Here is an 18642-nt window from a genome sequence, read left to right as displayed (position 1 = left end):
GCTGCCGGCAGTTGATGAGCGCGACGGGCGGCTTTGGCTTTGATCTTTTACCGTCAATCCCGCAAAGGTGGGAATCGCTCCGGCTCTTGCCTTGCCTGCGAGCAAGGTCAAAAGCGCCCCCCACCCGCCCCTTCGGGGCACCCTCCCCCGCAGGCGGGAGAGGGGACAAGTGGCTTGGCTGGTGCGTCGTGACGTTGTCTCAGCCCCCGCAAACAGCGGCTACCTGCGCCCTCCCTTATGCGCAGCATAGAGGAGGGTTGAGGAGGGGTGCTTTGGCACTACGGCTTGGTGCTACCTGCAACAGCAAAAGCGCCCCCACCCGCCCATTCGGGGCACCCTCCCCCGCAGGCGGGAGAGGGGAAAAGCGGCCTGGCTGGCGCGTCATGTCATGGCGCAGTCTCAGCCTCCGCAAACAGCGGCTACCTGCGCCCTCCCTTATGCGCAGCATAGGGGAGGGTTGGGGAGGGGTGCTTTGGCACTACGGCTTGGTGCTACCTGCAACAGCAAAAGCGCCCCCACCCGCCCCCTTCCGGGGCCCCCTCCCCCGCAGGCGGGAGAGGGGATGGCTCCGATATTCGCGATGGTTCCGGCGTTCCCGCCGGCCCCCTCAGGCCGGAATGTTTTTCTTCGCTGCAGCCTTCTTGCTGGCCTTCTTCGCCACCGGCTCGGCTTCCACTTCCACGGTGGCCTCGGCAACCGGTGCTTCAGCCACCGCATCACCGGCTACTGCCGTCGCCTCGGCCGCTGCCGCATCCACCCCCTCTTCAGCCGTTGCCTGCGCCATCGCGCCACGTGCGCGTGCCGGCAGCTTCAGACGGTTGCCTTCGTCGTCGTACTCGATCAGCAGCACGCCCGAATCGTGCCGGCCACTGATCTCGACAAAGCAGGCGCCGCCGATGAACGGCTCCAGCGTCATCACCGACTTCAACGGCGTGGCCACCACCATCTGGAAGCCGAAGTTCTCGAAGATGTTCATCGCCAGTGCGGTGAACTCGTTGTCGGCCTTGTCGAAGGCTTCGTCCAGCACCACCGCTGCGTAGCGCGGCAGTTCGCCGTCCTCACCGCCCAGCTGGTAACGCAGCGCCGCCGCAAGGCAGGTAGTGGCCAGCTTCTGCCGCTGGCCGCCGGACTTGCCAGCGCCACTGCGATAGATCTCGACCTGCTCACGGGTTTCGGCGTCCAGCTCGACGCCGATGAACTCCACGTGCATGCGCACGTCCAGTACCTGCTCGCGCCAGCGCCGCAGCTCCGGCTCCTGTGCACCCAACCGCCGCACCAGCTCGCGCAACACGTTGAACTGCGACTCGGCCAGCGAGCGGTCGTCGGTCTGCTGGTGGGTCAGCACCGCGCGCAGCTGCAGCTGGAAATCCTGCACTTCCGGCAGGCGACGGTCGCTGACGTCGATCGCCAGCACGGTGCCACGGTTGAACGCCACCTGTTCCAGCGAGGCGTTGACCTCGTCCATGCGTTGCTTGATGGCCTTGTGCGCTTCGGCGGTGTGCCGCTGCAGGGCCAGCAGGTTGTTCTTGCTCTGGGTCTGCAGCAGCTCGAAGAAGCGGCCCTCATGGCGCGGCAGGCCGTCGCTCTCCAGGCGCGCCAGACGGGCGAGGAAATCATCGGCACTGGTCAGCGACACGGTGAAATCGCCCGAGTCCTCCGGCCACTGCTGGATGTATTTGCGGAAGCAGTCCAGCAGGTGCTGGCTCAGCTTGGCGTCGCGGCCCTGGCTCTGCCCCAGCTCTTCGGCCAGACCGCGCTCGATGACGCGGAAGTGACTTTCCAGGCTGTCCAGGTTCAAGCCCGGCAGGATCTGCAGGCGCGCTTCCAGGCCTTCGCGTTGCTGTTCGGTCAACGGTGCGCTGGCGACACGCGCCTGGCCGTTGTCGCGCAGCTGTTCCAGGCGGGCACGCTCGCGCGCGAACTGGCCGCGCTCCAGGCGTACGTCCTCATAGGTACGCTTGCCCTGGTCACGCAGGCCGCGGGTCAATTCGATCTGCTGGCCGATACGGGCCAGTGCGCTGTCGCCTTCGCGCAGATCGATCAGCTGCTCGTCGATGTCGGCCATGCGCTGCAGGCGGGCGCTGACATCGATCTCATCCCACTCGCGCTCGACCAGCGAGTGCGCGGCCAACTGCTTTTCCTGGCCGCTCTCGCGCTGCTTGCGCAGCATCGCCACGTCGGCCTCGCTGCGCGCGATGCGCTGCGCCAGTTCCTGTGCCTCACGCTCGTAGACGCGGCGCTTGTCACGATTGTCGTGACCCAGCATCCAGCGCTTGCGGTCGTTGACGGCATGGCGGTCGTCTTTCTCGTAGCGGTCGCCCGGGTGCTTGATCTGGCCCTCGCGGGTGATCGCGCGGTCTTCGTTGCGCAGCTGCCCGGCGTTCTCCACGCACGTGTAATCAAAGCGGCGCAGCAACTCGTTGTAGACCCAGTCGCCGTAAGCGTGGTCGCGCAGCTGCAGCTTGTGGATCAGCGAGCGCTTGTCCGGCTCACGGGCATGCAGCAACTCGTTGTCGCGCACGCGGAAGTACACCAGCTTGGTGCCCAGATGGGTGCGGTTGGCCCATTCGGCCACCTGCTGGTGGTTCTTTTCGTCCACCAGCAGCGACTGCGCGAAGCCATGCAGCACACGTTCAATCGAACCGCGCCAGCCGATCTGGTCCTCACGCACCTGGATCAGCTCACCCACAAACGGCACCGCTGCTTCGGACAGGCCGGTGTCCTCGCACAGGCGCGAGCGCATCTGCTGCAGCGGCGCCGGGATCGAGCTGGGCGCAGCCTTGAGCGATTCCAGCTCCACCCGCAGGGCGGCAAACCGCTTCTCGTCATCACGGCGTTCGGCCATGCGCTCGGCGATGGCGTCATCGACGGTGCCGGCACCATCGCGGCTGCCATCGATCAGCGCCCGCGCCTGCTCCACCTGCTCGGAGAAGCCGCTGGCGGTGTCGGCCAGGGACATGCCGAGGTGTCGGCAGGCCAGCTCCAACTGCTTGCGGCGGCGGCCGCGCTCTTCCACTTCGCGTTCCAGGCGGGCGCGCTCGCGCTCCATCTCCTCGACGCGCTCGCCGCCCTGCTCGCGCTGCTGGCGCTCCAGGTCGACCAGCTTCTGTTCGTGGTTGTCCAAAGCCTGGCGGCGTTGCCCTTCCTCGCCCATCAGGCCGCGGTCGAGCATCTCCACTTCCTTGAGCCGCTCGTTGACCAGGGCCAGGCGCTTCTCTTCGCGGAAGCCGTCGATGCCGATCTGCAGGTCACGCAGCGTGGCCACGCCTTTGCGCAGCTCCATCAGGTTGTGGTGGAAGTCACGGGCCGGGGTCAGCGTCTCGACCTGGCGGCGGGCCGTGACCACGGCATGGTGGGCGCCATCGAGTTCGGCGAAGTCATCGACCAGGCGGTCGGCGGCCTCGAAGGTGCGCGGCTCTTCCAGCATGAAACCACGCAGGAAGCCGTTGAGGTCGCCCAGGTTCTTGGCCGACTGGGTCTTGTGCAGCAGGCGCAGCGCCATGTCGTTGCCGATGCCCAGCAGATGACGGAAGCGCTCGGCATATCCGGTGAAGGTATCGAAGTGGGCAACGTCGTCGGCCAGCCGCGCGCGCAGCTTGCGCAGGTCCAGGTCGAAGCCATCCAGCTCGCTGGCCAGGTCGAAGCGGCGCGGGATGACCATGTAGTGCTTGCGCACGTCGTTGGCCGAGGTACCGGCACCGGCGATCCAGAACAGGCGCACGATCGACACCGCGTCGCCGCGGGCATTGTGGTACTCCAGCGCCAACGCGCTCCAGGTGGCGCCCTTGCGCAGGTACTGGGTGGCGATTTCGCCGGACTCGCTGTCCTGCTGGTCGGCCCAGGCACCGCGCACATAGGACACCAGCGAGCGGTCGCGGCCGGAGCGCTCGGCTTCGCGGGCGGCAGCATTGAAGTCGACGATGCTGGGCGGCGTCAGCAGCGCGCTCATGCCATCGAGCAGGGTGGATTTGCCCGAGCCGGAGCGGCCGACGAACAGGAAACCGCGCTCGGCGATCGGCACTTCGGTCAGGCCCGAGAACGTACCCCAGTTGAGCACCTGCAGGCGGCGCATGCGGAACTGGCTGGCGCGCGCATCGCTGGCCGGGTCGTTGAACAACGCGGCAGTGGGGAGCAGGGTTTTGGAAGTGGTGTCCATGCGGCTAATCCTTCAACCGCCGCGCCGGGCGCGGCGGCGGTCATTCTTGGTCAACGTGGCGCGAGCGCCGCGCCTCATTCGTCGGCGTCGTCGCTGGCGGCAAACAGCGAGCTGTCGCCTTCGCGCAGCTGCCGGTAAGCCTCGCCCAGGGCCTGCACGTCCTCAGCCGAGAACAGCAGCTTGAGTGCCGGCGATACTTCGTAGCGGTCCTCGCTGCCACGCAGCTTGGACAGCAGCTGGTTCTCGCGCATCTTGGCGATGGCGGCGGCCACGCGCTTGCCGTAACCGGCCTGGTCGGTGGACACGTTCTTCTGGTAGACGCTCATCGCCTCCACCAACTGGAACTCGGCCACCACCGCGCGTTCGCCGCGGGTATCGGCCTCGGCCAACTGCTGGCGCAGGAACAGCAGCAGCACCGACTCGATGAAGGTCAGCGGCGCCGAACGCAGCAGCGTGGGCGAGTCGAGTTCGGCGGTGTCGTACTGGCGGGTGAAGGCGACGCCACCGTCGCGGTCCAGCACCAGCTCCAGGAACAGCTCGCACAGCAGGCTGCGCACGTCGTCTTCATTGCGCAGCAATGCCGCCCACTGCGCCGGCTGGCGCTGGGCGTCGACGCTGGGGCCGGCCAGCAGCAGGCACAGCGCGCGGCGTGCCTCCAGCGGCAGGCTGCCGGTGTCGCCGACAAACAGGGCGCCGCCGCTCAATACCGGCGCAGCCGGGGCCGGCGTTGCCTCGATGTCGTTTTCGGTTTCGGTCTCAGACCAGTTCATCGCGTCTTTCCTTGAGGAACCAGACCAGCGGCACGCGGGCGCGGCGCACCACGCCATCGCCGCCGGTCCATTCCACGGTTTCCAGTTGGTCGGCCATCACCTTGCCGTGGCGGGTGCCGATGGAGAGATAGCCGATCACGCTGCCCAGGCCCTGCCGCGCCGGGCGCTCGCGCAGTACCTGCGAGATGCTCAGGCGCGGGCGGTTGCCCAGCAGCATGAAAAGATTGTCCTTGAGGGTGCGCACGTCGATTTCCGACTGCGCGACCAGATCGCCCACGCTGTCCAGGCTGATCTCGGCGGCCTCGGCGTAGTAGATAGCCGTGTCCACCTGGTGGCTGCGTGGGTCGTGCAGGCGCCATTGGCCGATCGAACGCACGCGGGTGGAGGACAACGGCAGCACGAAGCCGGTGGGCGCGGTGGGCCGAACCTCGTCGCGCAGCAACAGGGCCTGGCCCTGGGCCTGCTTGAGCAGCTGGTTGAGGCGGCGCTGCTCCAGGTAGCCACGGCTCTGCACGAAGCCACGCAGGCTGCGGGCAAAATGCTGCATCACCTCATGCACCTGGCCACCGCGCTCCAGCAGCGTGCTGGTGAAGTTGCGCAGGAAGGTGCGCTCGTTGCGGTCCAGCTTGCGGGTGAAGCCACGGTTGAGCACGGTGTCCAGCGCGGCATCGAGCTCGGCACTGCGCTGCGGATCGTTGAGCAGGTCCCAGAACGCCTGGAAGCTGCGCCCGGCATCGGACTCGCCGATCACATCGACGCCATTGAACAAGCGATCGAGGACATCGCCGCGCGCGCCCTCGTCGTCGATGATGCGCTCGCGGAAGCGGCGGTTGAGCTGCTCGAAGTCGTCGCGCACGCGGCGGAAATCCTCGGCCAGGTCATCAGCCAGGCGGATCACGTCACGGGTGCGCTCCAGCGCGCGCTTGCCATCCAGCGCACTGACCTTGCCGGTACCGACCTGGGCAATCTCGGCGTCGATGCGGTCGCGCTCGGCCTTGAGTGCGGCCAGGCGTGCTTCCGGATCGGATTCGGTCTGCTGGGCCAGCTGCGACAACTGCTGCATGACCATCGCCAACCGGCTCTCGGTAGCCAGGCTGGCGTTGTGTTCGATACCGGCGATGAAGCGGATGGCCTGCGTGGCCTGCCGCGACAGCTCGTATTCCTCTTCGCTGGCCCCTTCCGGCAGGCGCCGCTCCAACCAGCCCTGGGCCAGCCAGTACGCAATGTAGGCCTGTGCGGTGCGCGGCAGCTCCACATCCAGCTCTTCGCCATTGAGCGCATCCAGCTGCTGCTGCAGGCGCTCGGCAAGGATGGAGCCGGGGATGCGACGGTCCGCCTCCAACAGCAGGCCCTGCAACAGGCCGACCAGGACGGGCGCACGGTCGGAGGCCAGCAGTTTCCATAGCGGCTGCTCGCGCAGGCGCTGGTAGCTGGCGATACGTTGGCGGTACTTCATCGAGCGCGCGCGTTCCCTGGGCTCAGCGTCGGGCGTGGCCGACTTCGATGAAACGCAGGAACTCGGCGCGGGTACGCGCGTCGTCATGGAAAGTGCCGCGCATACGCGAGGTGACCATGCTGACGCCACGCTTGTGGATGCCACGGGTGGTCATGCACTCGTGCGCGCCTTCCACCACGATGCCTACGCCCATGGGCTGCAGCACGTCCTGGATCACGTCGGCGATCTGCGCGGTCATCTTTTCCTGCACCTGGAAGCGGCGCGCATAGGCCTCGACCACGCGCGCCAGCTTGGAGATGCCGACCACGCGGCCGTTGGGCACGTAGCCGACATGCACGCGGCCGATGATCGGCGCCATGTGGTGCTCGCAATGGCTTTCGTATTCGATGTCGCGCAGCACGATCATCTCGTCGTAGCCGGCCACTTCCTCGAAGGTGCGGGCCAGGTACTCACGCGGGTCGTCATTATAGCCCTTGAACCAGTCGCCATAGGCCTCGGCTACCCGGCGCGGGGTATCGAGCAGGCCTTCGCGGGTGGGATCTTCACCGGCCCAGCGCAACAGGGTGCGCACGGCCTCTTCGGCCTGGGCTTGGGTGACGGACGGGTTCTTGGAATCGGCCATTACAGAACTGCGCTTGGATTACGGGGTAGACATGCTACCAGCCGGGGGTGTGGAGGGCATGGAGAGGCCGGCAACGCGCCTGCCCGCTCATTCCGGAGTTATTGCAAGTTATTGTTTTTAATTAAATTATCTCTGAACATGCGGCACACCTCAGGGGCGGCTCCATCGGGACGCCCAGGCCAGCGCGTCGGTGATGGGGCCGTACACGATTTGCCGCAACAGCCGCGCCTCACCCGGATCTACCTGATGGGTGATGCCCTGCTCATAGGCCTGCAACAGTGCCTGCGCCTCCCGCCACAGGTCCTTGGCCAGACGTTCCAGCTCCCGCAGCGTCAGGCCCACCGGAATCCCGATGCTCTGGCCAAACGCCCCCACCTCCGCCTTGGTGACATCGGCAAAGCGCGCGGCACTGCCCATTGGGAACACCAGGGTTTCGGCACCCCACTCGGGTGCCCGGTACACCGTGGTGCTGAGCAGGTCGTAATGCGGCGCCAGCTCCCAGCCGTTCTGACCCCACAGGAAGCTGAGATTCTTCAGATGGGCGTCGGCATTGCCAATAAAGAAGTTGAACAACTGCCAGCGCAGCAGCGACAACCGTGTAGCGGCCGGTGTTCGGGTGATATCCAACAGCTGCCGCAGGGCCGGGCTGCTGGCTTGTTGGTATTTGAACGCCGCGTCCAGCGACAGCAACTGGCAGCCATCAAGCGCATAACGGCGCCGAACTTGCAGCCCCTCGCCTACACGGTCGAAACGACGTACCAGATAGACCGGCTCCGGCACCCGCCGCACCTGCACCTCCGGTACCGGCAAGCCACAAGCGGCAGCCAGGCGCATGCAGAACCACTCATTGACCACGCTGTGCGGGTAGTCATCCACCTGCTCGTGGTCTGGCTTGAGGATGTGGGTAGAGGCGGCCTGCCCGATCGGTTCCCACAGCTGGTTGTGGTCTAACACCACGGCCAGCTTGTGCTGCGCGCCGGCCAGCGACATGCGCTTTGGCGCGCCATGGGACAGCGGCTGCCTTGGCAGCGCCTGGATACGTGCAGAGAGCTCGGCATCAGGCAAGGGCCGCAGATCCGGCGGCGGCAACTGCTGCCCGGGCGACAACAAGGTCAATGCGCCTGCCGATTCCGGGCCAAAACGCTGCAGCAGGCCGAATGCGTCGGCGGCATTGATACCGGCATCGGCGGCAACCAGTTGGCGCCCGCCCTCCTCCGGCAGCAGATTGTCGAAGAACCACTGCACAGGACGCTGGCTGCCACCGTCCTGGATCTCGCCCGCAGTGCGCGGCAGGGCCGGCGACAGGTCGAAACCGTTGTCGCGCCAGACCGGATCGTAATGGAACGCCCACAGGTTGCCCTGTTCGTACAGCTCACCGATGCGCTGGTGTTCCAGCCACACATCGAGCTGACGCGGTTCGATCTCGATCTCGGTCACCATCAGCCGCGCTCCGGCGGCGGCAGCTCCACAGGCAGATCAAGCTGCACGCGAATGCCCAGTTGGCGCAGCAATTCGAATACCCGGCCGATCTGCACGGTGTCCTTGCCCCGCTCCACATTGCCCAGGACCACGTGACTGGTACCCGCCATTGCTGCCAGATCATCCTGGCGCAGGCCCTGCGCCTTGCGTACAGCGCGGACGTATCGGCCGATGTCTGACGCCTGGTCGATCTGCACCTGCATGGCTGGCCCTCTGAAATATAAAGCAGGCTTTAGATTGCTCTATGAAAGCCTCCAGCTCAAGAAAAATCTAAAGCAAACATTAGAAATATCCCTTTCGGGCCGTCGCAGCGCGGAAATCTAACGTGTACGTTATATATCCCTTCAGAAGCATCAAATACTCACGAAAACTAAAGCAGACTTTATTTTCTTCCCATAACACCCTGGGTGTCGCGCTGTAGTGCCTGCAACAGGCTGGGCGCACGCGAGGTGGCGATGTCGGCAATGCGCCAGCTGCTGCCCTGGCGCTGCAGGGTCAACTGCAGCTGCAAGGGGTACTGGGGGTCGTCGAGCTGGGTGCTGGCACGCAGCTGGCCGTCTGCCAGTGGCTGGATGTCGAAGCTGAGCTGGCGCAGGTCCTGGGCGGTGTCCTGGCAGTCGCAGAGCGGATCGCCGTCCAGATAGCCAACTTCGCCAGCGTACGCGTCGCTATTGGCCTGCATCGCGGCGATCAGGGCCGGCGTGTAGACCTCTTCGTCGGGCAGGATGGCGTCCAGCCCCGCATCCGGGTGGTAGCCGGCGTAGATGTGGCTAAGGAATGCGCGGGCGGAACGGATGTCATCGGCGCTGGTACTGGCCGCTGCCGGGTTGGGTTCTGGCGTGGCGCTGACGGGGGCATCCTTGTTGCAGGCAGTCAGGGCCAGCAGCAGCGTTGTGGCGATCAGGGCTTTCATGGGCGTCCTTGCGGTGTTCTGTGATCGGGTCTTTTTAGGCGGGGCTGTTGGGGAAAGCAAAGGCTGCAGAGCCAACCCCTCCCCAGCCCTCCCCTTCGCCTACGGCGAAAGGGAGGGAGACAAGCGCTGCGCCCCCTCCCTTTGGCGCAACACCGTAGCCCGGGTAAGCGCTGCGCACCCGGGGCTGTTGGCTGACCGCCTGAAAGACGCCGAGAGCCCGTCTCCCGGGTGCGCTGCGCTTACCCGGGCTACGTCGACTACGGTGACAGCCGCTGCGCCAGGCCTGACCAACGGCTGGCATGGCGGGCCAGGGCGGCCTCGATGACCTCGGCGCTGCCGGCCAGGTGCAGGCCATTACGGGCGCGGGTGATGCCGGTGTACAGCAGCTCGCGGCTGAGCACGCGGTTGTCGCGGCGTGGCAGCTGCAGCCAGACCTGGTCGAACTCCGAACCCTGCGCCTTGTGCACGGTCATCGCGAACGCACTTTCGTGCAGCGGCAGCGCCGCCGGGTGGAACGCACGCGGGTTGGCCGGGTCGTCGCCGGGGAACCAGGCGCTGATGCCGCTGCCATCGCGCAGGCAGATGCCGACATCGCCGTTGAACAGACGGTGCCGATAGCTGTTTTCGCCAATGATCAGCAGGCGGCCGTGGAACCAGCCCGGGCCCAGCGTGCGACCACGATTGCCACCCAGCAGTTCCTCGATGCGGGCGTTGAGGCCACGCGCGCCCTGTGGGCCTTCGCGAACAGCGGTGAGCAGGCGCATGCGGCCGGCCAGGGCCAGCGCGTCGGCCGGTGTGGGCGCATCGGCCAGGGCCTGCCAGTACTGCTGCAGCGGCTCGCGCCAGGCCTGCAGGGGGTCGATATCACCTTCGTGGAAGTGCACCCCGGTCAGTTGCGCGTCGCGCAGCAGCTGCAAGGTCTGCAGCGCATCGCCGTCGCGCATGGCGCTGGCCAGGGGCGCCAGCTGCAGGGCCTCGCTCTGCCGGTAGCCGCGCTGCAGCTGCACGCGGGCACCGGCGAAGTGCTTGGGGTTGGTTTCCACGGCGTCGGCGGGCAGTTCGCCCAGCAGCGGGCGCAGTGCATCCGCATCGGTAGCCGTCGTGCGCTGGCCCTCGCCGGCGGCACGCAGGATGGCACTGAGCACGTCGCCGGCTTCCACCGAAGGCAGCTGGTCCGGATCGCCGAGCAGCACCAGACGGGTGCCGGGGGCGATGGCCTCGACCAGCTTGGTCATCAGCGGCAGGTCGATCATCGAGGCTTCGTCGACCACGATGACGTCATAGGGCAGCGGGTTGTCGGCGTGGTGGCGGAAACGCGGCGAATCCGGAATCACGCCGAGCAGGCGGTGCAAGGTGGTGCCGGTGCTGGGCAGTTGCTCGCACAGAGCGCTGTCGATGCCTTGCGCCGAAAGCTTCTGCAGGGCATGGCGCAGGCTTTCGGCCATGCGCTCGGCGGCGCGGCCGGTTGGCGCGGCCAGGGCGACACGCGGTGCTGGTTGGTTTGTGGCCTGTGCCTGTGCGGCCAGCAGCACCAGCAGGCGGGTGATGGTGGTGGTCTTGCCGGTGCCGGGGCCGCCGGTGATCAGCAGCAGGTTGTGGCGCAGGGCGGTGGCTGCGGCGCGGGCTTGGTGGTCTAAAAGCTTCCCCTCATCCGCCCTTCGGGCATCCCCGCCTTCGCGGGGACAGGCCCTTTGATCTCCCGCGGGCGGGAGAAGGGAGAGATCCAACTCGGCTGCAGGGCTGTTGCCCCCTCTCCCTCCGGGAGAGGGCTGGGGTGAGGGTGCGTCGAACAGGTCTGCCTGCTGGCTTTCAGGTGCCGCCTGCCCCGGGAACAACCGAGCAAACACCGCTGCCAAGCCAGCCACATCACCACCCGCAACCGGCGCCTGCCCGATCTTCTGCAGCCCACTCGCCAAACGGCGCTCGTACTCACGGTACCGACGCAGATACAGCAGCCCGTTCTCCCACACCAGCGGCGCCTGCGGCGACTCCACGCGGTTATCCACAACTGTGGATATCCACTTCGACGCCTCCAGCTGTGCAATCCACGCGTCGGCAGCCGGCCATTCCACGCCGGCATCCACCAATCGCTGCGGCTGGGTCGGATCAAAGCCGGCATGGCCCTGTGATACCGCCAGCGATGCCAAGGCCGAAGCAGCCAGCACCGCGTCCGGAGTCTCCGTATCCAGCCGCCGCAGGCTCTGCGCCAGGGCGTGGTCCAGCGCGCGCAGCGCGCCGGCTTTGTTCAATGCGGCCAGCAGGCTCATGCCTCACCTCCCAGTCGTGCCAACAAGGCCGCATGGCCATCGCGGCCACCGGCAAACAACTCATCCACCGCATGCACCAGTTCCGGCGCGAAGTTGTGTGCGTACAGACCCGGCGACTGCGGGCGCGTTGCATCCAGCCCGCGGCAGAACAGGTAGCGAATGCCCCCGAAATCCCGCGCATAGTCGTAGCCGGCACCGATGCGGAAGCGCAGCCAGCGGTGCAGGGCCACCGTGTAGATCAGCGCCTGCAGGTCGTACTCGCTATGACGCATGGCCGCGTCCAGCTGCGCCGGGGCGTAATCCGGCAAGCGATTGGATTTGTAATCCAGCACATACCAACGCCCTTCGCGGACGTAGGTAAGGTCGATCTTGCCGGTCATCAGCCCTTCCAACTGGCGACGCAGGCCGAAACCATTGCGGCCGCGCACCACCCCGTGGGCATGCAGCACGCGCAGCAGGGCCGGCACCGTGGTTGGCTGCATGGCGAAGTGGAACTCGATTTCGGCGCGACGCTCGCCCTCGCCCAGCGAATGCAGCGCCCCGCCCTCGGGCAGGGTGACGGTCAGGGTCTGGCCGATCAGCTCGGTCAGCAGCGCCACGCCGTCCTCGATCTCTTCATCGATATAGCCATCGGCGCGCATTGCCTTGGCGATGATCTCGCCCTGTCCTTCGGGTGCCTGTCCGCCGGGCTGCCAATCACGCCAGATGCCGAAGTCGACGTTCTCCAGCGCGGCATGCAGCACGTTGCCGAAGCGGCTGCCGGCAAAGCGCGGATCGAATACTTCCGGTTGTGCAGCTGCAGCTTCGGGGGCCGGCTCGGCATCCACATCGACCTGCGCCGGTTCGTCGGCGGCGCCGCCGCTGTCTTCGGTGGCGGCGGCGGCGGTGTCGTGGCCACCCTCGGCATGGGCGAGCTGGGTGAAGCTGTAGACCCACCAGTCGTGCGGCACGCTTCGGCGTACCTCGCGCACCGGCGGCAAGGCCTGCTCGCGCTCGGGAGGCAAGCGTGTCGGTGCCGGGCCGCTGTCGCCTTCGATCACCTGGATGTCGGCGTGCTCGGGCAAGCCCTGCAGCATCGGTCCGAGCCGCGAGCTGGCCAAGCCAGTCAAGGCACCGCCACTTATCCACAAGGCATGTTCGGCGCGGGTCAGGCCGACATAGAGCAGGCGCGCGGTTTCGGCCTCTTCATCGTCACTGACCTGCTGGCCGACGGCCTTCCAGGCCGGGTCTTCCTTGTCGATCTTCCAGTGCAGTACGCGTTGCTCACCGTCATGCACGGTGCGGTGGTTGCTGCTGTCCGGCGCATTGGTGGCGATGCCGACAAAGGGCAGGTAGACCAGCGGGTATTCCAGGCCCTTGCTCTTGTGCAGGGTGATGATCTGCACGCGGCGGGCATCCGATTCCAGCCGCAGCAGCTGCGCCTCGTCGCCTTCATCGGCGTGGGCGATCTGGGTCTGCAGCCAGTCCAGCAAGCCATGCAGGCCGATGCTGCGATTGCTGGCTTCCTGCAGGGCTTCGGCCAGCTGCAGGTAGTTGGTCAGGCGGCGCTCGCCGTCAATCAGCAGCAACAGGCGTTCGGCCTGTTCGGCGCACAGGTCCGACAGCAGGGCGAGCACACCACCACGCTGCCAGCGTTCGCGCCATTGCAGCAGGCGCTCCTGGTGCAGGCGCTGTTGTTCGCCCTCGTGTTCCATCGCGGCGATGGCGGCGGCACTTTCGCCCAGCAGCACCGTGGCCAGCGCGGCGCGCAGACGGCCTTCGTCGGCCGGTTGCAGCAGGGCCAGCAACAGCAGCCGCAGTTCATGCGCCTCGGTACTGGCAAACAGGCTCTGCTTGCCTGCGGCGACGGCCGGAATGCCGAGCGCGGCCAGGGCCTGCTGCACGCGCGAGGCCTCCTTGTGCGAGCGCACCAGCACGGCGATATCGCCCGGCTGCACCGGCATGCCATCGACCAGCGCACGGCCCTCGCGGGCGGCGCTGAGCACCCTGTGGATATCTGCCACGCAGGCGGCGGTGGCGGCATCGCGCGAGGCGTCGGCTTTCAGCGGTTTGCCATCGGCGTCGCCCGCAATCAGCTGCAGGGTGAGGGCCGGCGCGGCCTTGCCGTCGAACAGGTAGTCAGCGTCGCTGCGCTTGCTGCCCGGCAATACCGGCTCGAACTGGATGCGCTCGTCGAGGAAGGCCTCGGGGCCGGCGTTGTCGTACAGCGCCTGGATCGCGCGCAGCACACCGGGGCGTGAGCGGAAGTTGCGGTCCAGTGCCGGCGCGGCTTCGGCGAGTGCCTTGGCCTGCAGATAGGTGTGCACGTCGCCACCACGGAAGCCGTAGATGGCCTGCTTGGGGTCGCCGATCAGGAACAGCGCAGCGTCGCCATCATCGGCGGCGAACACACGGCGGAAGATGTCCCACTGGCGCTGGTCGGTGTCCTGGAACTCGTCGACCAGGGCGAAGCGGTACTGCGCGCGCAGGCGTTCGGCCAGATGCGCGCCATGCGGCCCGTGCAAGGCATTGGCGACATTGTCGATCAGGTCGTCATAGGTCTGCTGGCGGCGCAGCTGCTTGAGCTGGGCCAGACGCTGGCGGACCTCGCCGCGCAACTGGTGCAGCAGCACGATGGACTGCTGGCGCTGCCACTGCGTCACCTGCACCAGCGACTGCAGGTAATCAGCGATCAATGGCTGCAACGGCGATTGCGGGGTGCTGCCGGCCTTGGCCTTGTTGGTCTTGGCGGTAAGCGCCTCCAGGGTCAGCCGCTCCAGCCGTTCGTCCAGTTCAGCGCCCGGGTCCGGATGCCGGCTCCACTGCAGCAGTTGCTGGAACAACGGCTCGATCCAGTCGGACTTGTAGCTGGACCTGTTGAGGATGCCGCCTTCCAGCGCGCCGCGAAGCTGCTGCAGATAGCTTTCGCCGTGCTCGGTTATGCCGGCGGCCAGACGCTGTGCCGCGCCGTCGCGGAAGTGGCGCGGGTCTTCGAGCAGAGTTTGCGGCGGCTGTGGATAAAGCGGCAGCTCGGCGGCCAGGGCGGGCAGATCGCGGGCCAATGCATCGGGACTTTTCCACAGCCCCAGCAGCGCCTCCAGGTGCTCGCCCTGCCCTGCGTGCAGGCGCCACAGGTCGGCTGCCAGTTCGTCATGCAGCGCACGGGTATTGGCCAGCAGCTCTGGCGCGGCGAAGGTGTGGCCGCTTTCCAGTGCGTACTCGCCCAGCACGCGGGTGCAGAAGCCGTGGATGGTGAAGATCGAGGCCAGGTCGGTTTCTTCGGCGGCAATGCGCAGGCGCCGGCCCAGCTGCGCGGCGCTCTCGCTGCCCTGCTGCAGGTGGCGTTGCAGGATGGCGCGGGTGAGCGTGGTTTCCGGGCTGTCATCCTCTGCGGGATGGCTGTCGACCACGCGCGCGGCCAGCTCCAGGCGCTCGCGGATACGCTTGCGCAGCTCCTGGGTGGCGGCGTCGGTGAAGGTCACCGCCAGGATCTGGCCCATGCGCAGGCCCTGCTCCACCACCAACCGGGTGAACAGCGTGGCCAGGGTGAAGGTTTTGCCGGTGCCGGCACTGGCCTCGATCAGGCGCAGGCCGTCCAGCGGCAGGTGCAGATACGGGTCCTGCTGCAGCTCGGCGCTCATGCGGCACCTCCGCTGGCGACAGCGGTTTCAGCATCGAAATCGGGCAATACGCGGCCCTCGCGCAGGGCGGTGAATACCAACAAGGCGTTGTGGATAAATCTGTGAGTAGTGATTGGCGATGCGAACGGATCGCTGCCGCGCAAGGCCAGTTGCAGGGCTTCGCCGTTGCGCTCGCCCCAGCTGTGTTCGCTGCCGAACCAGCGCGACTGCGCGGCGTTTTCGCGCTTGTCCGGGTCGGCGTTATAGACCTCCCAGCCGGTGTAAGGGGCAAACAGCAGCGGTGCCTGCATGCCTTCGGAACGTAGGCGCAGCAAGGCTTTCAAGGCTGTTTTTGCCGCTTCCGGAGACAGCTCCGGCAAACGATGTGGGCCATAGCCGGCCTGCCCGTTGTCATGGAACTGCAGCAGCGCGGTGGGCACCCCGGCGGCGTTGCGCAACAGCCAATCCAGTCCGCCGCGCAGCACATACGCCATCCCGGGTGCACCGGCCTGGAGACGGATCAGGCCCTGTGGATGAATTTGATCGACACGCCCGTGCAGGCGCACGCCATCCACCTCTACCTCGTAGCGCTGCGAGTCCAGCGGCTGGCCGTCGTACCACTGCGAAAACGCCTCCGCGCAGGGCCGGATGCGGCCGAGCATGCGCTCGAACTGCTGCCGCCCCAGCGCACCGGAGGGCAGCAGCGCGCGCGCGCGCAGGCGCTGGTACAGGCCGGCTTCCTGGCCCTGCAACAAGGCGCTGAGCACGTGTTGCTGCAGGGAGGAGTGCAGTCGGCCGCCGCCGGGCACCAGCAGCGGTTCGATGTCTTCGCTGTCGTCGATTTCGCCCGCCAGGCGCAGGCCCAGGCGTTGGCTGAGGAACTGCCCGGCGGGGTCACTGATGAAACGCCGCAGCGCATCCAGCGACAGGCTGTCGTCATTGAGCGCGGCCGGTAGCGGTGCGGCCAGCGGGCCATCGAACCACGGCGCCAGCCGTTGCCGGCTGCCCCCCACTGCGCTGGCGGCCGGGTGCCACTGGCGCCGGTAGCTGAAGCGGCGCGGCTCGCCATCGCCGCCAAATGCCGCCGGGGCGAATGGTTGCAGCGGGTGCCGCACCACCAGTTGCTTGCGCGCTGCGGTGGAATCCTGGTGGTAGGCGGCGGCCGCATTGACCAGTTCGCTGACCAGTACCGAGGGCTCGCGCACGCTGCCGTCGCGGGCATCGGCACCCAGATAGCTCAGGTAGAACACCTCCTGGGCCGAGGCGAACAGCTGCAGGAACAGGAAGCGATCGTCCTCGCGCAGCGAGCGGTCGCCGTAACGGCGACGGTCGGTGCCGAGCTCGGCGGTGAGTCGGCTGAGGCCGGCGGCCGGGTCGCGGCGCGGGAAGTCGCCGTCGTTCAAGCCCAGCACGCAGATCACCCGGAACGGCAGCAGGCGCATCGGCACCATGCGGCCGAAGCTGATGCCGCCGGTCAGCAGCGGTGCGCGGGTATCTGCCTCGGACAGCACCGAGGCGAAATGCGCGCGTACTACTTCCGCCGGTACCGGCGCGTCGAAGCCGGCGCTGCTGGCTTCCTCGGCGAATTCGTTGACCAGCTTGCGCAGGCGATCCAGTGCGCGCACCGCGGACGGTTCGGTTGGTGTCTCCGGCAGCAACGCCAACAGCAGGCCGAGCAGGCGCTCGCGCCATTGGTTGGGGCTCAGCGCTTCGGCCAGGGTCTTCTGGTGGCGGGCCAAGACCCGCAACAGGCGGATCAGCGCATCGAGCGCGGCCAGGCCGCCACCTTCCAGCTCCGGCCACGGCGCGACACCGCCGATGTCCTCGTCGCTGCCGCTGGCGTGGCCGAGCAGCAGCCGGTCCAGCGCGAATTGCCAGGTGTAGGCGTCATCGGCCGGTGCCAGGTGCTGCTTGCGGTGGCCGGCATCCAGGCCCCAGCGCGCGCCCGCCGCCTGCAACCAGGCGTGCAGGCGTTCGAAGGCGGCCGCATCCAGGCCGGAGGCCGATGCCAGTGGCGCGCTGGCCAGCAGGTCGAGGATTTCATTGAGGCCAAAGCGCGATACCGGCAGGCCCAGCAACTGTACGAATACCTCGGCCAGCGGCTCGCCCTGCAGTGGGCTGGCATCGGCCAGCGCCCAGGGAATATGTGCGTCGTTGCCACCGCGGCCGCCGAACACCGACTCCAGGTAGGGCACGTAGGGATCGATGTCCGGCGCCAGCACTGCGATCTCGCGCGGCTGCAGCGGCGGGTCGAAGCGCGGGTCTTCCAGCAGCGCGCGCAGCTGGTCGTGCAGCACCTGCATCTCGCGCAGGCGGGTGTGGCAGGCGTGGATCTGGATGCTGGGGTCGTCCAGGCGCAACGCTTCCCGCAAGGGTGGCGAGGGCAGCGCGCGGCGGTGGAACAGGTCCGCCTGCAGGCGGTGCAGCAGGCTGTCGCCGAGACCGCCGTCGTCCAGGCCCGGCACCGGCACGCTTTCCGGGTCCACATAGGCGGCGATTTCACCGCTGGGGTGGACCACTTCGTAGTCACCGAGCACTGCCATGAAATCGCGGCCGGCCTCGCCCCAGGCCTGCAGCAAGGGGTTTTCGCCGGCCTCGATGCCGAACGGCTCGGCCAGGCCGCTGCGCAGCTTTTCCTTCAGCGTCTGCAGATCGCCCCAGTACGAGCGGGTCGGCGTCGGCATATAGAAGTGCAGCGTGCCGACCCGCGCCTGGGTGGCGATCACCCGCAGCACGTCCGGCGAGACATTGAGCGTGGCAAAGGCGAACAGCCGCTGCGGCAGGCCCTGCGGCAAGGGCTGGTGCACGCCTTCGAAGCGGGCCAGGTAGTCGTTGATGCGGCGCGCGCGGTAGTTCTGGCCGCCGGCGATGTAACGCCACAGGATGGCCTGCGGGTCATCCGGCTCGGCTCCGTCTTCCCAGCGCAGCAGCCAGTCGCGGCGCCAGGCCTGGTATTTCTCGAACACCCCACCCAGCTCGGCCGCCAGCGCCCAGGGGCGCAGCGGATCGTCTCGATCCAGGTAGGCGCGCAGCCCGGCCATCGCCGGTTTCTGCATCAGCGCGCTGTCGGTCAACGCCCCATAAAGCCGCCAGTGAAGGCCGCTGGCGCCCAGGTCATCGCGCTCGCCGGGCACGTTGGCCTTCAGCGCCTTGGCGACAAACTCGCCAGGGGTCAGGAACTCCAGGTTGGCCGACACGCCATATTCGGCGGCCAGCGTCGATTGCAGCCAGCGCCGCATCGCCACCTGCGGGATCAGCACGATATCGGCGGCCAGCAAGGGCTGGCCGGGCGCCGGCTCACGCAGCGCGTGGGCCAACAGCTGGGCCAACACGTCCAGGGCATTGGAGTGGTACAGGCGGAAATCGGGGGCATTGCTCAT

At 67.3% G+C, this 18642-nt stretch carries 9 protein-coding genes and 1 pseudogene; all 10 read right to left on the bottom strand.

Annotation, left to right across the window (positions count from 1 at the left end; genetic code table 11):
- Positions 1 to 625 precede the first annotated feature (625 nt).
- Positions 626 to 4156 (bottom strand): annotated as a pseudogene (locus B2527_RS10970) (ATP-binding protein); the annotation flags it as partial.
- A gap of 74 nt (positions 4157 to 4230) precedes the next feature.
- Positions 4231 to 4926, bottom strand: coding sequence for a DUF4194 domain-containing protein (locus B2527_RS10965; protein WP_293712030.1), 696 nt, complete (start codon positions 4924 to 4926; stop codon positions 4231 to 4233).
- Complete coding sequence (locus tag B2527_RS10960) at positions 4913 to 6382, bottom strand: DUF3375 domain-containing protein (protein ID WP_293712027.1); 1470 nt, start codon at positions 6380 to 6382, stop codon at positions 4913 to 4915. The genes B2527_RS10965 and B2527_RS10960 overlap by 14 nt, the downstream gene beginning before the upstream one ends.
- A 22-nt stretch (positions 6383 to 6404) precedes the next feature.
- Positions 6405 to 7004, bottom strand: coding sequence for a GTP cyclohydrolase I FolE (gene folE, locus B2527_RS10955; protein WP_293712024.1), 600 nt, complete (start codon positions 7002 to 7004; stop codon positions 6405 to 6407).
- Positions 7005 to 7154: 150 nt separating this feature from the next.
- Positions 7155 to 8444, bottom strand: a complete 1290-nt coding sequence (locus B2527_RS10950; protein WP_293712021.1) for a HipA domain-containing protein — start codon at positions 8442 to 8444, stop codon at positions 7155 to 7157.
- The gene (locus B2527_RS10945; protein WP_293712018.1) at positions 8444 to 8686 is read right to left on the bottom strand and encodes a helix-turn-helix domain-containing protein; all 243 of its coding nucleotides are present in this window, start codon (positions 8684 to 8686) and stop codon (positions 8444 to 8446) included. The genes B2527_RS10950 and B2527_RS10945 overlap by 1 nt, the downstream gene beginning before the upstream one ends.
- A 179-nt stretch (positions 8687 to 8865) precedes the next feature.
- Entirely contained in the window at positions 8866 to 9396 is a 531-nt protein-coding gene (locus B2527_RS10940) for a DUF3828 domain-containing protein (protein ID WP_293712015.1), read from the bottom strand.
- Positions 9397 to 9653: 257 nt separating this feature from the next.
- A complete protein-coding gene (recD, locus tag B2527_RS10935; protein ID WP_293712012.1) occupies positions 9654 to 11663 on the bottom strand; it encodes an exodeoxyribonuclease V subunit alpha in 2010 nt (669 codons plus the stop codon).
- Complete coding sequence (gene recB / locus B2527_RS10930) at positions 11660 to 15283, bottom strand: exodeoxyribonuclease V subunit beta (RefSeq protein WP_293712009.1); 3624 nt, start codon at positions 15281 to 15283, stop codon at positions 11660 to 11662. Before recB ends, recD begins: the two co-directional genes overlap by 4 nt.
- A complete protein-coding gene (gene recC, locus B2527_RS10925) occupies positions 15280 to 18642 on the bottom strand; it encodes an exodeoxyribonuclease V subunit gamma (protein ID WP_293712007.1) in 3363 nt (1120 codons plus the stop codon). The genes recB and recC overlap by 4 nt, the downstream gene beginning before the upstream one ends.

The sequence above is a fragment of the Stenotrophomonas sp. UBA7606 genome (assembly GCF_002477705.1).
Classification (GTDB): Bacteria; Pseudomonadota; Gammaproteobacteria; order Xanthomonadales; family Xanthomonadaceae; genus Stenotrophomonas.
The sequence above is the reverse complement of the archived record's forward strand: the minus strand, read 5'-3'. Positions and strand labels throughout refer to the sequence as shown.

Bases quoted from the DNA above. Each gene is read 5' to 3' on its own strand.
- B2527_RS10965 (WP_293712030.1), bottom strand. From the start codon at position 4,926: ATGAACTGGTCTGAGACCGAAACCGAAAACGACATCGAGGCAACGCCG.
- B2527_RS10960 (WP_293712027.1), bottom strand. From the start codon at position 6,382: ATGAAGTACCGCCAACGTATCGCCAGCTACCAGCGCCTGCGCGAGCAG.
- B2527_RS10950 (WP_293712021.1), bottom strand. From the start codon at position 8,444: ATGGTGACCGAGATCGAGATCGAACCGCGTCAGCTCGATGTGTGGCTG.
- recD (WP_293712012.1), bottom strand. From the start codon at position 11,663: ATGAGCCTGCTGGCCGCATTGAACAAAGCCGGCGCGCTGCGCGCGCTG.
- B2527_RS10940 (WP_293712015.1), bottom strand. From the start codon at position 9,396: ATGAAAGCCCTGATCGCCACAACGCTGCTGCTGGCCCTGACTGCCTGC.
- folE (WP_293712024.1), bottom strand. From the start codon at position 7,004: ATGGCCGATTCCAAGAACCCGTCCGTCACCCAAGCCCAGGCCGAAGAG.
- recB (WP_293712009.1), bottom strand. From the start codon at position 15,283: ATGAGCGCCGAGCTGCAGCAGGACCCGTATCTGCACCTGCCGCTGGAC.
- recC (WP_293712007.1), bottom strand. From the start codon at position 18,642: ATGAGCAATGCCCCCGATTTCCGCCTGTACCACTCCAATGCCCTGGAC.
- B2527_RS10945 (WP_293712018.1), bottom strand. From the start codon at position 8,686: ATGCAGGTGCAGATCGACCAGGCGTCAGACATCGGCCGATACGTCCGC.